Source organism: Photorhabdus sp. P32 (assembly GCF_038085095.1).
Lineage (GTDB): Bacteria > Pseudomonadota > Gammaproteobacteria > Enterobacterales > Enterobacteriaceae > Photorhabdus > Photorhabdus luminescens.
This window is the reverse complement of record NZ_JAZGJN010000287.1, coordinates 88,238-104,064: the sequence shown is the minus strand read 5'-3', so window position 1 is coordinate 104,064 and position 15,827 is coordinate 88,238. Positions and strand designations below refer to the sequence as shown.

General features: G+C 44.9%; 12 protein-coding genes and 1 pseudogene. All 13 read left to right on the top strand.

Annotated elements, in window-relative coordinates:
- Positions 1-837: 837 nt before the first annotated feature.
- The 13 genes and pseudogenes from V2H77_RS18840 (at position 838) to tccA (ending at position 15,749) form a co-directional block, all read left to right on the top strand.
- Positions 838-1,968: a LuxE/PaaK family acyltransferase gene (locus V2H77_RS18840; RefSeq protein WP_341500030.1), complete on the top strand. Its 1,131-nt coding sequence runs from the start codon at positions 838-840 to the stop codon at positions 1,966-1,968.
- A gap of 1 nt (position 1,969) precedes the next feature.
- Positions 1,970-4,375 carry an acyl-CoA reductase gene (locus tag V2H77_RS18835; protein WP_341500029.1) on the top strand — a complete coding sequence of 802 codons (2,406 nt, stop codon included), beginning with the start codon at positions 1,970-1,972 and terminating at the stop codon, positions 4,373-4,375.
- 29 nt (positions 4,376-4,404) lie between these two features.
- Positions 4,405-5,676 carry a phenylacetate--CoA ligase family protein gene (locus V2H77_RS18830; RefSeq protein ID WP_341500028.1) on the top strand — a complete coding sequence of 424 codons (1,272 nt, stop codon included), beginning with the start codon at positions 4,405-4,407 and terminating at the stop codon, positions 5,674-5,676.
- Complete coding sequence (locus tag V2H77_RS18825) at positions 5,673-6,596, top strand: GNAT family N-acetyltransferase (protein ID WP_341500027.1); 924 nt, start codon at positions 5,673-5,675, stop codon at positions 6,594-6,596. The genes V2H77_RS18830 and V2H77_RS18825 overlap by 4 nt, the downstream gene beginning before the upstream one ends.
- A 341-nt stretch (positions 6,597-6,937) precedes the next feature.
- A complete protein-coding gene (locus tag V2H77_RS18820) occupies positions 6,938-8,611 on the top strand; it encodes an S-type pyocin domain-containing protein (protein ID WP_341500026.1) in 1,674 nt (557 codons plus the stop codon).
- On the top strand, positions 8,611-9,078 hold the full coding sequence (locus tag V2H77_RS18815) for a DUF6392 family protein (protein WP_341500025.1): 468 nt from the start codon (positions 8,611-8,613) through the stop codon (positions 9,076-9,078). Before V2H77_RS18820 ends, V2H77_RS18815 begins: the two co-directional genes overlap by 1 nt.
- 108 nt (positions 9,079-9,186) lie before the next feature.
- On the top strand, positions 9,187-9,651 hold the full coding sequence (locus tag V2H77_RS18810; RefSeq protein ID WP_341500024.1) for a DUF6392 family protein: 465 nt from the start codon (positions 9,187-9,189) through the stop codon (positions 9,649-9,651).
- 105 nt (positions 9,652-9,756) lie between these two features.
- Complete coding sequence (locus V2H77_RS18805; RefSeq protein ID WP_341500023.1) at positions 9,757-10,224, top strand: DUF6392 family protein; 468 nt, start codon at positions 9,757-9,759, stop codon at positions 10,222-10,224.
- 108 nt (positions 10,225-10,332) lie between these two features.
- Positions 10,333-10,800, top strand: a complete 468-nt coding sequence (locus V2H77_RS18800; RefSeq protein WP_341500022.1) for a DUF6392 family protein — start codon at positions 10,333-10,335, stop codon at positions 10,798-10,800.
- Positions 10,801-10,908: 108 nt separating this feature from the next.
- Positions 10,909-11,367, top strand: a complete 459-nt coding sequence (locus V2H77_RS18795; RefSeq protein WP_341500021.1) for a DUF6392 family protein — start codon at positions 10,909-10,911, stop codon at positions 11,365-11,367.
- Between the two features lie 109 nt (positions 11,368-11,476).
- Positions 11,477-11,569 (top strand): annotated as a pseudogene (locus V2H77_RS18790) (DUF6392 family protein); the annotation flags it as partial.
- Between the two features lie 69 nt (positions 11,570-11,638).
- The gene (gene abiEi, locus V2H77_RS18785) at positions 11,639-12,172 is read left to right on the top strand and encodes a type IV toxin-antitoxin system AbiEi family antitoxin (protein WP_341500020.1); all 534 of its coding nucleotides are present in this window, start codon (positions 11,639-11,641) and stop codon (positions 12,170-12,172) included.
- 676 nt (positions 12,173-12,848) lie between these two features.
- Positions 12,849-15,749 (top strand): insecticidal toxin complex protein TccA, encoded by a 2,901-nt coding sequence (gene tccA, locus V2H77_RS18780; protein WP_341500019.1) that lies wholly within the window; start codon positions 12,849-12,851, stop codon positions 15,747-15,749.
- Positions 15,750-15,827: the final 78 nt, after the last annotated feature.

Genomic DNA, 15,827 nt, shown 5'->3' with positions numbered 1-15,827 from the left:
ATAACGATGTGACTGGGGTGAGTGAAAGCAGCCAACAAAGCAGCAGCTTGAAAGATGAAGGGTATATACCCAATGGATTTCAAGATGCATCGCGACGGCAAGGGAGCGAATCCCCGGGAGCATAGATAACTATGTGACCGGGGTGAGTGAGTGCAGCCAACAAAGAGGCAACTTGAAAGATGACGGGTATAATATAAATGTAGATTATTTATCTGTATTTATTATTATATTGTGAATAATTCTGAAAATTGCTCATCATTGAATAGAAATAGACCATATAATGTTTTACCTGAAATAGTTTTCTCACTGAAAATAATAATCTTATTTCCTTGGGTTTAATGGTTTTATTTCGGGTTTAGAGATTTCTTCTGTTTAAATAATTGACGAGAATTAAAGAAGTAACGTTATTGATTATCATGCTAACTATTAATTATATAAATATCGTAGAGATTTTAGCATTATATTTGTTTGTCAAATGTTAAATATTGATTATAAATTCATATTTGATAAGTAATTATGTGTTCATTTTGGCGTTATTAATGTGTAAATAATGACGATTAAACTCGTTGAGAAGGTTATTAGGTATAAGTTGGTTATTACATTAGCCTTTATTTAAATCACTATTGTTATATTTTTTCATTTTTATTTACAAGGAATTAACAAAATTAAAAGTGAGTTTTTTACAAAACGGTAACACATTTTTATTTGGTTAAGGAGTTGTATTCAACATGTCGTCATTTTTTCTTCGGCGGGCTTTACTTGCTGGAGGTTGAAACAACGTACCTATTATTTTAAGGGAGTAAATGCCCTTTTTTCTTTAATTTCTGGAGATGACTTTTGACCTCTCTTGCTTATGTTGACGCCCTTTGCGCGTTTGAGCATCCTTATCGAGTCGATGCTGTTTGCGACCAACTATTTGATGCTGCCATGCGTGAGTTGACGCTATACCACTGCGAAAATACTCCCGGTTATTCCCTGTGGTTGAAGGCTAACGGTCTGGAAGTGGAAAGACTGGAGAAACTGGACGATTGGTCGCGTTTGCCGCCTATTTTCGCTAATTATTTCAAACGCCAGTTGTTGCTCAGCGCCACTGGTAGGAATGCATTGGAGTTGACTTCTTCTGGGACAACCGGCCAAAAGAGCCGTATGCGTTACGATGCTCGTAGTATGCATGCAGCTCAAAATATGGTTGAACGGATTTTCGAGTATTACGGTTGGAATACGCCGCAGCAGCCGTGCAATTATTTGCTGCTAAGTTATGAACCTGCCGGCACGGTTACGTTGGGAACCGCGTATACCGATCAGTATCTATGTAAATATGCGCCGATAAATCAAGCTTATTATGCATTGCGCCACAATGGAAAAAGCAATGAGTTTGATCCTTTTGGCGTCATTCGATCCTTACAAGAGTTTGCTGCCCAAGGGCTGCCGGTGCGTATCTTGGGCTTTCCGGCATTCTTGTGGTTTACACTGGAACGGATGCAGGAAATGGGGTTGCCGCCGGTGCAGTTTCATCCTGAGTCACTGGTATTTTTAGGTGGAGGCTGGAAAACCCACGCCGATAAAGCCATTCCAAAATCCTTACTGTATCAGCGTTTGGGGGAACAACTGGGTATTCCTGACGAGCGGTGCCGGGATGGTTACGGCTCGGTTGAACATCCTGTGCCTTATGTTGAGTGCCGAAATCACCATTTTCATGTGCCGACCTATGCCAGAGCCTATATCCGCGATACGGCCAACATGGCGGTTCAACCCTATGGCAAGTCAGGTTTTCTGCATCTGATATCACCCTATATCACTTCCAGCCCGGCACACAGTATTGTGGTGAGCGATTTGGCGGTGCTGCATCCGGCCGCTGAATGTGGTTGTGAGTTAGCTACCGATTGGTTTGAGTTACTAGGTCGTGCCGGTACCAGTAAAAGCCGCAGTTGTGCGATCGCCGCTTCTGAGTTGATAAAGGAGTCCTGAAATGTATTTAGTGAATGGTAAGGTTATCTCTGACTTGGAGCCTGCTGCCGTATTGGCGGAACTGAAAGGTAATTTGGCTGAGGCGCTGGCTTGTCCCCCAAGTGTACAACAGATATTAGCGTGTGCTGAGCGCTTTGTTGATGGTCTCGATACGGTTGCTGCTAAGCTTAAGCTGGATACAGCCGCAATCACCGAGTTACGTCGTTTCTGTCATCGCGATTCTTTAGAGGCAAAGTTGCGGCACGAACTGGGAGAACAACCCTTTTCTTTGCGTCGCTTTGATTATACGCAGCCCCGTTTTGAAACTTGGCGACCATTGGGGCTGGTCGTGCATATTACGCCGGCCAACGCGCCTTTGCTGCCATTTATGGCAGTGTTAGAGAGCTTGCTAGTGGGTAATGTCAACTGGTTACGTCCTAGTAGCAGTGATAACGGCCTTAATGCGCAGATATTGGCTGAGTTCCTACGCCATGACCTGAGCGGCACGTTGGCGCCTTATATATCCGTATTGCCTTTGCCGTCAGATCAATTATCAGAATTACTGGCGTGTGCTGATGCCGTATCCGCTTGGGGCAGTAATAGCGCTCTGACCGCTATCCGTAGTCAATTACGGCCCGGTTGCCGTTGGATAGATTGGGGGCATCGTATCAGTTTTGCTTATTTAGATCCGATGGTTGCCAGTGATGCTGATTACGATGCAGTGGCTGATGATGTTTGCCGTTTTGACCAACAAGCGTGTTCCAGTCCACAGTGTTTATTGGTCGATAGCACTGACGAGAACGTCTTACGGCAGGTGGTTAGTGCTGTGGCCGCCGCACTGGAACGACGAGCGCCAGTATGGCCAGCCTTACAGCCGGACATACAGGAAGCGGCGGAAATCAGTAGTCAAATGGCATTCTTACAGTTGGATCACACTTTTGCTGATCTTCGCGGTTCAGTAGAAAAAGGCAATGGTTGGCGAGTAGCCTGGACACAGTGTCAAGAGCTTGCGCCATCGCCTCTGTTCCGTACTTTGCAAGTTCGTCCGGCTCCACGTGCGCAATTGGTTGAGATTTTATTGCCGTGGCGTGTTTATTTGCAAAGTTGTGCTTTGATAGCGAAAGAAAAAGAGCTGCCGATGTTGAGTCGTCAGTTGCTGGCCGCTGGTGTTAGCCGGATATGTCAGGCAGGAGAGATGCATGATGGCTATGAGGGTGAGCCCCATGATGGTGTTTATGCATTGACTCGGCTGGCGCGGCGCGTCTCCGTCAATTTGAAAGCTGAACAACTGCCAAGCCATGTCACGTTGGATAAATTGTCGGCCAATCCGCCGGAGCTGGCAGGGATTCCAGTGATGGATAAAGCCAAGTTTCAGAGCGGCGGTATGACGGCGAAAGCACAAGTGTTTTTCCGTAGCGGCGGCAGTACTGGCGAGCCAAAGCTGTCGGGTTTCAGCCATCGAGATTATCACTGTCAAATGCAGGCTGCGGCAGATGGTTTGTTTGCTGCGGGTCTGGAACCATCACAAGACCGGGTAATGAATTTGTTTTATGGTAGTAACTTGTATGGCGGTTTGATGAGTTTCTTCTCTATGCTGGATAAATTATCCGTGCCTCATTACCCGATGGGTGGCCCAATAGACGATGATTTTAGCCAAATCCGGCACTTTATTGTCACTCAAGGGGTGAATACGCTGGCGGGAATGTCAAGTACTGTACACCGATTGTTTGAATGTGAAGAAGCTGCGTTGCGCGCTTATGGCGGGATACGCAAAATTTTTACTGGTGGTGAGCATATTGGTGAAGAGCGGCGTCGGTTTCTGTCCAGTTTTGGCGTACAGATAATTCGCTCGGCGATTTACGGTTCCGTGGATGCGGGTCCGTTAGGTCATGCTTGTGCTTGTTGCCAAGAGGGAGAGTTCCATCTGTTATCTGATATTCAATGGTTGGAAATCTTGGCTCTTGATAGTGATCAGCCTGTTCCGACAGGGGAAACCGGTCGATTGGTGTTTACCCCTCTGGCTCGGGAAGGGCAGAAGGTTCAGCGTTACGATGTAGGCGACTTAGGTTATTGGCTTTCTGGCCCTTGTGCCTGCGGATTACCAGCGCCGCGGTTTAAACTGGGAGGTCGTCATGGTGTGTTATTACGGGTAGGTTCTATTTTTTTGAACCCAACAGAATTATCAGCCGGGCTGCCGTTTCCGGTGCAGTGGCTGGTAGGGAACAACTCCAGTGGTTGTGATTATATCCATATATTAGCCGACGGGGATGTTGATCAGGTACGTGCGCATCTGTTGCAACATAAGATGATGAATCAGGTTGTCAGCGGTGGATTACTGCAATTGGAAGTTATCCCTACACCTGCTGGACAGTTCCATCGTCATCCGCAAAGCGGCAAAACGCCGCTGGTGCTGGATAGCCGATTCTGAGACCGATAATACTACTTTTTGGGTAAATCATGACACTATCATTACGCGATTTGGTTGAGTACGCCCGCAATCATGCTCCTTTTTTTAAAGATCTTTATCGTGATCTGCCTCGATCTGGTTGGACGTTAACTGATCTGCCATTGATCAATCCTGCTGACTATTGGCAGCAATCGCAGTCGCTGGAAAATTGGCCGGTGTTAACCGGCCCTGTTAACGGTGGTCATGTGTTTAAAACCGGCGGCTCTACCAGTGATGGTCGGATGTCGGTGTTCAGTTGTAGCGAATGGCGTGCTTTTGTACGCGCATTTGGTCAAGGGCTGGCACAGCAATTACAGCCTGGCGACCGTGTAGCTAATCTGTTTGTGGCTGGTGATTTGTATACCAGTTTATTGTTTATTCACGGCGCTTTGTCCTATTCACCGGTGCCGGTGGTGGAGTATCCGTTTACCTGGTCAGTTGATGATCGGGCGCTGGCCGATGCGATTGTCAGCTTGGGGATTAATGTTCTGGCCGGGGTAACGGTGCAACTATTACGTTTCGCTAGCACTTTGCAGCAGTGCGGCCAGTCTATGCCCGGCATTGATCGTCTGTTGTACGGCGGTGAAAGCCTGTTTCCGGAGCAATTGACACTGTTGAGCCATGTATTTCCTAATGCGCGTATTGGTTCAGTTGGTTGCGCCAGCGTTGATGCGGGTCTCATTGGGTCGGCGTCTCCCGATTGCTGTTACGGCGAACATCGGGTTTTTGATAAGGATACCATTGTCGAAATTATTGACGAATCCAATGGTCAGCCGATTACGGCGCCCGGACAAAATGGCCTATTGGTTGTGACCAACTTGCAACGGCGTTTGATGCCGGTTATCCGCTATCCTACCGGTGACATGGCCTGTTGGTGTGAAGCGCCGGGGCAGCCGCGCCGCAAATTCGCTTTGCAGGGGCGAGCGGGCGGCGCTCACCGAGTGCGAGTGTGCTCACTGTCCATTTTTCCTGACCATATTGCGCGTTTACTACGACAGCAAGAGGGCATACTGGCTTGGCAGTTATTGCTGAGCCGTCAGGGCGGCATAGATAAGATAGAACTATTGTTAGCTGGCGATCCATCATTGGCGCCATCCACAACATCAGTACACCAGACATTGTTGGCGGCACAACCCGCTATGGCAAAGTTATGTGATCAGGGATTACTGCATGTGGAGGTTACTTACTGCGCTTTGGAAAATATGGTCACTCATCCACGCTCCGGTAAATTGATGCGGGTAGTTGATCATCGTGGTTATGGTGCTGAAGAGAAGGCAGCATGAGCATGAATCCAGGAATACCATTAATTCGATTATTCCGGGAAGAGGACGCTACCGGTGTTAGTACGTTGTTTCGGGCGGTTTATGGTGAAGATTATGTCTACCCGGAAGTCTATTTACCTACCATGCTTGGTCGCTATAACGCGGCAAAACGGTGGTATTCCGCCGTTGCGGTACAGGATGGACAAGTGTTGGGGCATGCGGCGCTGTGGCGGGATGAAAGTTGTCCATTAAGCGCTGAACTGGCATTGATCGTGGTGCATCCACAGGCGCGTGGGCAGGGTATTGCTACTGTATTGGGTCGATATTTGTGTGAGCAGGCTAAGAAAATGGGGCTAAGCATACTCACGATTAAACAAGTGTCGTCGCATAACCACAGTCAGCGTCTGGCCCAAAATCTGGGGTTTCACACTACGGGATTGCTGCCGGACTATGTAACATCACCGTTTGATCAGGCACGACCGGAAAGCATCGTACTGGGTTGTTTACCTTTACAAAGCTGGCCGTTTCCAGAGTTACATTGGCCTTCCGGTTGGCAAAGGTGGTTGACATCGGTGACTCAAGTGTTTGGTCAAGAACCTCTGCAACCGGAGGAGTTGGCTGATGCAGATATCCGTATAACCAATCATGGCTGTCGGTTGGAAGTGTGGATAGAAAAGCAAACAACTGAGCGGGTAAAAGAGGTGGCGGAGTTACCGGCAAACAAACTGGTCTATGTGAAACTGCCGGTAGGAGAAGGGACTCTTCAGGCAATGGAAATTTTGCAGCAGGCGGGATTTGCCTGTACCGGGTTTGTGCCAGGTCATCATCACCATTGGGAAGCTTTATTGGTTCGGGGACATAGCAAGAAAGAGTTGACCTTAAATTGTCAGTTTGCTCGTCGTTTGCACCAGCAAAGCATGTTTGCTTGTGCGGGCGCATAGCCTTCCTGCAATTATCAGAGGTAATCAAGTAAAGTTCGTCAAAACCTAAATAGTTTTACAGATGATTGACAAAGTGTTGGTCTTTTGGTCAGCACTTTGAACGGATATTCAATTTATTCGTGATTCTCATGTTTGTTATGTAATTGTATATAAATTGTTGCAATTAATGGTGAATTGCGGGCATTAATCAACCACATTTCTCTAAATTTCAGAATATTCCTATATATTTTTAAGTGAAATTCATTGCACCATTGATCACTTATTAATCCATAAGTGGCAATGACATGATGATTTCAATTAAAGCCACTCTTCATACGGTGAATCAATGGAGATGTGAATAGATGGCAATAGGATATTTCCTGCTCGTTGGTGATAAAACAACTTGCGGCGGTCAGATTATTACCGGTGACCACACCATGACATTCAATGGGCGAGCAACGGCCCGTGAAGGGGATAAGGTTACCTGTGGCAAACATCCCGGTACTTATACAATTGTCGGTGGTGTATCCGATGTGTTTGACATGGGGCGTAAGCTGGCTGGCACGCTGGATAGTGTCAGTACTTGCCCCTGTCGGGCCCGATTTATTAATTCTGAGATGGACAGTTATGAGAAGCAGGATAAGGCTGCTGACCGAGTTGTCGCTCCAGCGAATATAGTGATGCAGCGTTTCTCCTCGCCGACAAAGGAAGCGGGTGGTATTCAGCCAGAGCCGCCTGTAACGCCGACCCCTCCGCCGCCGATACCGGTGTTTACGAAGTCCTGCCAACGAGGTAAAGGGTGTACCGATGCCGGAACTGAACCTGAACCGGCAGATAATTTTGGCAGAATGGCGATATATCAGGTGCCGTCATCTCCTGCTCCAGCCTCGGCGCAAAAACCTGAACCACCTCCGCAGGATAAGAAACACCCGCCAGAACCGGATAAGCCGCGGGATAAAAAATTACCGTGGTATAAGCGATGGTTTCGTAGTGGAAAAGATAATGCCGAAGCGGCTGCTACCGCTGTGGCCGCCACTGCCCGTAGCGCGGTAGCGGAAGGCGAGACGCTGGCGATGCGTTACATTGGTGGCGGCGCTATCAGTGCTGGACGTTGGCTGGCTGCGCCGAATCCGGTAACGGTTGGGTTAATGGGACTGTTTTATTCACCATCTTTGAATCAGGGGGAAGAGGATTACTTAGATCCGTATCGCCTGAGACAGATAGCGGAACAGTACGGTAAAGCACCAACTCGTGTACGTTTTCGCTGGATCAGAGATGAAAAAAGCGGCAGGATGACGGTTCAGGGATATCACGTCAGCCCGGAAGGCGGTCTGGATAAAGTGCCGGTTCGCATGATGACGCTGAATCGGACCACGGGTAATTACGAGTTCTGGGAACCGGGAGAAACCCGGCCGACAATTTTATGGACGCCGAACGAGCAGGAATTTCAGGTTCCAACGCATACCGGGAATGAAGAACAGCCGTTTATTCCGTCGCAAATAACCGTGTTGCCGATCCCGGATAAAGTAGGCAGTGATATTGAATCGTTGCCGATGCCGGAAGAGAAGGATTTCCGCGATTATATTCTGGTATTCCCCATTCCGAATATGCCGCCGGTGTATGTGTATTTGAGTAAACCGCCGGTGAAATTATTTGAAGTGGATTTGTATAGAAACTTTGCGGGCAGGCTAAGAAATGGAACACATGCGGATCATATGCCTTCGGCTGCTGCGGTTCGAGCGAGATTGCAGAAGATGTACCCAGATGCTCAACCTTTTGAAATTGATGCTATGGCTAAAGATGTTGCCGCTATCATTATTCCTGCCGAAGTACATCGAAAACTCAGTATGACTTATGGTGGACGAAATACTCCAGCTCGGATAGGACAGGATTCAAAGGATTTACGCTCTGCGGTTGACCGGGATTTTGATGCTATAAAACCAGCGTTGAAGCAGTATGGTGCAACAGAAGACCAACTTGAAGAAGCTAGATCGAAGATGCATAAAATTAATCAGAAACAGGAATTATATAAATAATGGCGACCAACATTGAAGCGTTAATTAATAGTTTGGGGAAAACCTATCAGGAAATTTTTGATGAAGGGTTGATTCCTTATAAAACTAAACCAACAGGATATCCTGGAGATCCTGAAATATCCCTGCATATGATTAAAGAAGGTGTACATCTTGCTTTTAGGAGGGATAACAAGGTTTTATTTGCGATAGGGCTTATCTTGATTGATGAGAAAAAAGATTCATACCAATTTCCAAATGAACTACCATCACCATTAATTCCCATAATGTTCCGTCAATGGATTCATGAACATTTTGGTGAACCTGAAAAATCACTTCCACCAAGGAAAAGGTTAACTAAAGAAATTGGCTGGACTGAGTTATATACCTTATTGGATTTTCGTATTCCAACTAGCATGCAAGTTGATTACGATTTGCTGGAACGGGTCAGATTGGTGACTTTTTTACCCACTTCAGAAGTCCGTTGGTAATCAACAATAGATGGACGGTTATCTTTGAATGCCAATTCATTTGCAAGCAGCTTGGAAAGTTAAGTCTCAGATGAATTGGCTAAATCAGGAGCAGAGGTTATATAAATAATGACTATCAACGTTGAAGCGTTAATTAATAGTTTAGGCAAAACTTATCAGGAAATTTTTGATAAGGGCTTAATTACTTATAAGACTAAACCAAGAGGTTTTTCTGGTGATAAAACAATATCGCTAGATATGGTAAAAGAGGGGGTTTTCTTATCATTTGATCGAGAAACTAAGACATTCATAGAGATGACTTTAACTTTACTTATACCTGAGCGCCCCAATTTTGTTTTTCCTAACAACATGCCATATCCCTTAATTAAGGAAATGAGCCGCCAATGGGTGGATGAGAATTTAGGTAAACCAATTAAATCAGCGCCTCCATTTGAAGCATTGACATATAAATTTGGTTGGACATATCTTTATTTCTATCAGGGTAAATCAGAAATTGGTATGCAAATATCGCACGATGTTCTAGATCGAGTTAGTCGAGTTACATTTCTACCTACGAGTGAAGTACGTTGGTAGTCAGTAAAAAGGGAAGGCTTTTTTGAGAGCTAATTCATTAATTAACACTTGAAAGATTAAATTGAAGATTAATTATCTGAGTCAAGAGCAGGAATTATATAAGTAATGACTATCAACGTTGAAGCCCTAATTAATAGTTTAGGTAAGTCTTATCAGGAAATTTTTGATGAAGGATTAATCCCTTATAAAACGAAACCAACAGGGTACCCCGGAGATCCAGATATTACTCTGAATATGGCTAAAGAAGGTATGCATTTAGCTTTTAAAAGAGATGGTAAGGTTTTATTTGCTGTAGAGCTTTTTCTGCTTGATCAGAAGAGACCTTTATATCAATTTCCTAATGAATTACCTTCTCCCTTGAAGCCTTTGATGACTAGGGAATGGGTTCATGAGCAGTTTGGTAGTCCTGAAAAGGCTCTTCCGCCGAGAAAATTTCTAAAGAAGGATGTTGGTTGGACGGAACTGTATACGTTATTGGATTTTCGGATACCAACTAGTATGCAGGTTGATTACGATTTGTTGGAACAAGTGAAGTCAATTGCATTCTTATCCACATCAGAAGTACGTTGGTAATCAACAATGGATGGGAGATTATTTTTAAAAGCCAATTCATTTGCGAGCAGTTTGGAAGGTTAAATTTCAGATGAATTGGCTAAATCAAGAGCTGAGGTGATATAAATAATGACAATCAACGTTGAAGCATTAATTAATAGTTTAGGTAAAACCTATCAGGAAATTTTTGATGAAGGATTAATTCCTTATAAAACTAAGCCATCAGGTTTCTCTGGTGATGAAGTGGTATGTCTGGATATGGTAAGAGAGGGAGTTTTTCTGGCGTTTTATCGCGAGGGAAAGCGTTTAAAAGAAATTACATTGACTCTATTTGATGAAAAGAAACCCTTATATCAATTTCCGAATGAGTTACCATCTCCTTTAGTGTCTCAAATGTCACGACAGTGGGTTCATGAGCAGTTTGGGGAGCCTGAAAAATCACAGCCTCCAGAGGTAATAATGAAGCGTCAATTTGGATGGGCTGATTTATACACTGTTTTGGATTTTCGCATACCAACCAGTATGCAGGTTGATTACGATCTGCTGGAACAAGTGAAATCAATTGCATTCTTACCCACATCAGAAGTACGTTGGTAATCAACAATATATGGGTGGTTATTTTTGAAAGCCAATTCATTTGCGAACAGCTTGGAAAGTTAAGTCTCAGATGAATTGGCTGAATCAAGAGCTGAGGTGATATAAATAATGACTATCAACGTTGAAGCCCTAATTAATAGTTTAGGTAAAACCTATCAGGAAATTTTTGATGAAGGGTTGATCACTTATAGAAGTAAACCAAGTGGTCCTCCTGGGGTACTTAATATTGGTATTGATATGGTGAAAGAGGGGATTTTTTTATCGTTTGAACGGAGTAGTAAAATATTAAACGAAATTACTTTAAGGTTGCTTAGCGACGATAAAGCTTCATTTATATTCCCAAATGAATTGCCATCACCATTGAAACATTCTAAGGATAGGGAATGGGTTAAAGAAAATTTAGGTGATCCGATTAAATCAATACCACCAAGGCAAATTTTAAAAAGGCAGTTTGGTTGGAAAGATTTATATCGTTTCACAGACGAAATCAGTATGCAGATTTCTTATGATTTACGTGAACAGGTTAACTCGGTGACTTTCTTACCTACATTAGACGTGAGTTGGTAATTAATATATAGATGGAAGATTCTTTCTTAAAGCCAATTCATTTGCGAACAGTCTGAAAGGTTAAACCTTAAATGAATTGGCTAAATCAAGAACGGAGGTTATATAAATAATGACTATCAACGTTGAAGAGTTAATTAATAGTTTAGGTAAGTCTTATCAGGAAATTTTTGATGAAGGGTTGATCACTTATAAAACGAAACCAGATCCGTCTTCACTGATTTATGTTCACACAAAACACCCATTAAAAGGGATTTAATGTGGAGATGGAGAATTGGATAAGGTCACTGCAATTAAAACATTAGACGAATTCAGTAAGATGGGTAAAAACATCTTTCTTTTGCGGGATTTGGAAGTCATTTTTGCTGATGAAACGTTACGAACATTGAAGAAATCCGTTGACCGTCTTATCAAAGCGGGGTTATTGGTGCGCATCACCAAAGGGATTTATGCAAATGCTCGCGTGAGCTTGGGAGCGTATCCGCTGGAAAGTATCGCAATCAATATCAGGCGTGGAGAATATAACTACATCAGCCTTGAGTCTGCGCTGTCCCAGTATGGAGTTATCTCGCAAATCCCTATCGATAGACTCACAATCATGTCAACAGGCAGATCAGGAGAGTTTGAAACGCCTTGGGGCGTCATTGAGATTACGCACACGAACAGGAAGCTAAGCGAAATTCTGAAAGGAACGCTGGAAAGCCGGGGGCCGATGCGTATCGCCAAAAAAGAAACCGCTCTTCGTGATTTAAGGCGAGTAGGTAGAAATACACACCTGATTCAACAGGAGGAATTGGAATATACCTGATGAAGCTGATTTTAATATTATTGTCGATGAAATCGTTACTCAGGACGGGCTTGCCAATATCAGGCCCGTGGCTGAGGAAGAACTATTCATTACCCTTCAATAGAATATACCCGTTATCTTTCAAGTTGCCTCTTTGTTGGCTGCACTCACTCACCCCGGTCACATAGTTATCTATGCTCCCGGGGATTCGTTCCCTTGCCGTCGCGATGCATCTTGAAATCCATAGGGTATATATTGTTTAAAAAAATAATGAAAACATGCCAGGAATATTCATCACATTGATATAAAAGACTATTTTCCTGCCATTGTCACCGTCATGCATTAATATTCCAGCACACTGGGTATTACCTTATTAAAAGTAAGCTCTTGTAAACTATTATTAATTATTCTGTAAATTAATCATCAATATAAGTAAATATTTACTCTAAATAATTATATAAAGGTAAAGTTATTTTATTGTCTGTATTTTGTTTTTTAAGGTAAGCAAGTTTTGTGATTTATTATATTTTTCCTCACACATCATCACTGTGTAGCGTTTTTAGAAGGTTAAGAGACCTGATGTTCTAAAGGCGTGTGTTTGTTCTGGTGCCTTTCTTACATATAACAATGGTGATTATTTTTTTGCACGAAAAAAACAAACTTGCTTCTCATGATAAACCTCAATTCAGGAGTCCGTATGAATCAACTCGCCAGTCCCCTGATTTCCCGCACCGAAGAGATCCATAATCTACCCGGTAAATTGACTAACCTTGGTTATGCCTCCGTGTTTGATGTGGTACGTATGCCGCGTGAGCGTTTTATTCGTGAGCATCGTGCTGATTTAGGGCGCAATGCTGAAAAAATGTATGATCTGGCGGTGGGCTATGCTCATCAGGTGTTACACCATTTTCGCCGTAATTCTCTTAGTGAAGCTGTTCAGTTTAGCTTAAGAAGTCCGTTCTCTGTATCAGGCCCGGATTATGCCAATCAGTTCCTTGATGCAAACACTGGCTGGAAAGATAAAGCGCCTAGCGGCTCGCCGGAAGCGAATGATGCCCCGGTAGCTTATCTGACTCATATTTATCAATTGGCCCTTGAGCAGGAAAAGAATGGCGCCGGCGCCATTATGAATACGTTGGCGGAACGTCGTCCTGATTTGGGCGCTTTGTTAATTAATGATAAAGCGATCAATGAGGTTATACCGCAATTACAGTTGGTTAATGAAATTCTATCCAAGGCCATTCAGAAGAAACTAAGTCTGGCTGATCTGGAAGCGGTAAACGCCAAACTTTCCACCACTCGTTATCCGAATAATCTGCCGTATCATTATGGTCACCAGCAGATTCAGACAGCTCAGTCGGTATTAGGTACCACGTTGCAAGATGTCACCTTGCCGCAGACGCTGGATTTGCCGCAAAACTTCTGGGCAACAGCAAAAGGAAAATTGAGCGATACGACTGCCAGTGCTTTGACCCGACTGCAAATCATGGCGAGTCAGCTTTCGCCAGAGCAGCAGAAAATCATTACAGAAACCGTCGGTCAGGATTTCTATCAGCTAAATTATGGTGACAGTTCGCTGACGAAGAACAGTTTCAGCGATATGACCATACTGACTGGCCGAACAAATTTGACTGTGCCTCAGGTAGAACTGATGTTGAGTTCAACTGTCGGGGGGGCTACGGTGGTTAAGTCTGATAATGCGAGCACTGGCGACACGGCAGCGACGCCATTTGCTTACGGCGCCCGTTTCATTCATGCCGGTAAACCAGAGGCGATTACCTTGAGTCGCAGTGGCGCGGAGGCGCATTTTGCTCTGACGGTTAACAATCTGACCGATGACAAGTTGGACCGTATCAACCGCATCGTGCGCCTGCAAAAATGGCTGAATCTGCCCTATGAGGATATTGACCTGTTGGTGACTTCTGCTATGGATGCGGAAGCAGGAAATAGTGCGCTGTTGATGAACGACAATACGCTGCGTCTGTTGGGAGTGTTCAAACATTATCAGGCGAAATACGGTGTTACCGCCAAGCAATTTGCTGGCTGGTTGCGCGTAGTGACTCCGTTTGCCATTACACCAGCAACCTCGTTCTTAGATCAGGTGTTTAATTCCGCCGGCGCCTTTGATACGCCGTTTGTGGTGGATGATCATGATTTTGTCTATACATCGACTACCGGGGGAGATGGGGCGCGTGTCAAACATATCAGCACTGCACTGGGCCTCAATCATCGTCAGTTCCTGTTATTGGCGGATAATATTGCTCGCCGACAGGGGAATGTCACACAAAGTACGCTCAATTGTGATCTGTTTGTGGTGTCGGCGTTCTACCGTCTGGCTAATCTGGCGCGTACATTGGGGATAGATCCAGAGGCTTTCTGTGCCTTGGTTGACCGATTGGATGCAGGTACAGACATCGTCTGGCAGCAATTGGCAGGAAAACCGACAATCACGGTACCGCAAAAGGATTCCCCATTGGCGGCGGATATTCTGAGTTTGTTGCAAGCGCTAAGTGCGATCGCTCAATGGCAACAACAGCATGATTTACCTGTTGAAACCTTACTTTTACTGTTGAGTAGCAATTCTACCTTTACCGGTCAGGGTACTGACGATCAATTGAATTTTATCCGTCAGGTATGGCAGAACCTGGGCAGTACATTTGTGGATGCAACATTGTTATCCCGTAGCGGCGCGCCATTAGTTGATACCAACGGTCACGCCATTGACTGGTTTGCTCTGCTCTCGGCGGGTAGTAATCCGCTTATCGATAAGATTGGTTTGGTGACCGATGCCGGTGTAGAAAGTGTTATAACAACAGTGGTCAATATACAAAGCTTGTCTGATATAGATAAGAAGCTGGCAATTACCACTCTGAAGAATACGTTGAATCAAGTACAGCAAACTCAGCAAGGTGTCGCTGTCAGTTTATTGGCGCAGACCCTGAATGTGAGTCAGTCATTGCCTGCATTGTTGTTGCGTTGGAGTGGAAAAACTGTCTATCAGTGGCTTAGTACGACTTGGGCATTGAAAGATACCGTTAAGACCGCTGCCGATATTCCTGCTGACTATCTGAATCAATTACGTGAAGTGGTACGCCGTTCCTTGTTAACCCAACAATTCACCTTGAGTCCTGCAATGGTGCAAACCTTGCTGGATTATCCAGCCTATTTTAGCGCTTCCGCAGAAACGGTAACCGATATCAGTTTGTGGATGCTGTATACCTTAAGCCGTTACAGCGATTTGCTGTTCCAGGTGGGGAAAGCCGGTAGTGGTACGGAAAATGATGTATTGACCTATCTGCGTTCGGCTAATGCTGCCGCGCCGTTGAGCCAATCTGATGCTGCACAGACGTTGGCGACACTGTTGGGTTGGGAGGCTAATGAGCTGCAAGCCGCTTGGGCGGTATTGAGCGGGATTGCCAAAACTACACCGCAACTGGATACGCTTCTGCGTCTGCAACAGGCACAAAACCAGACGGGTCTTGGCGTTGCACAGCAACAGCAAGGCTATGCCCTGAGCCGTGACAGTGATTATTCCCTTTGGCAAAGCACCGGTCAGGCGCTGGTGGCCGGTGTATCTCATGTCAAGGATAGCCGTTGAACATGGCAGAAGTTCGCCACCTGAATAGGTGAATCTGATTTTTCCGTATGGCCCAATCGGGCCGATTCTAAACCGCCA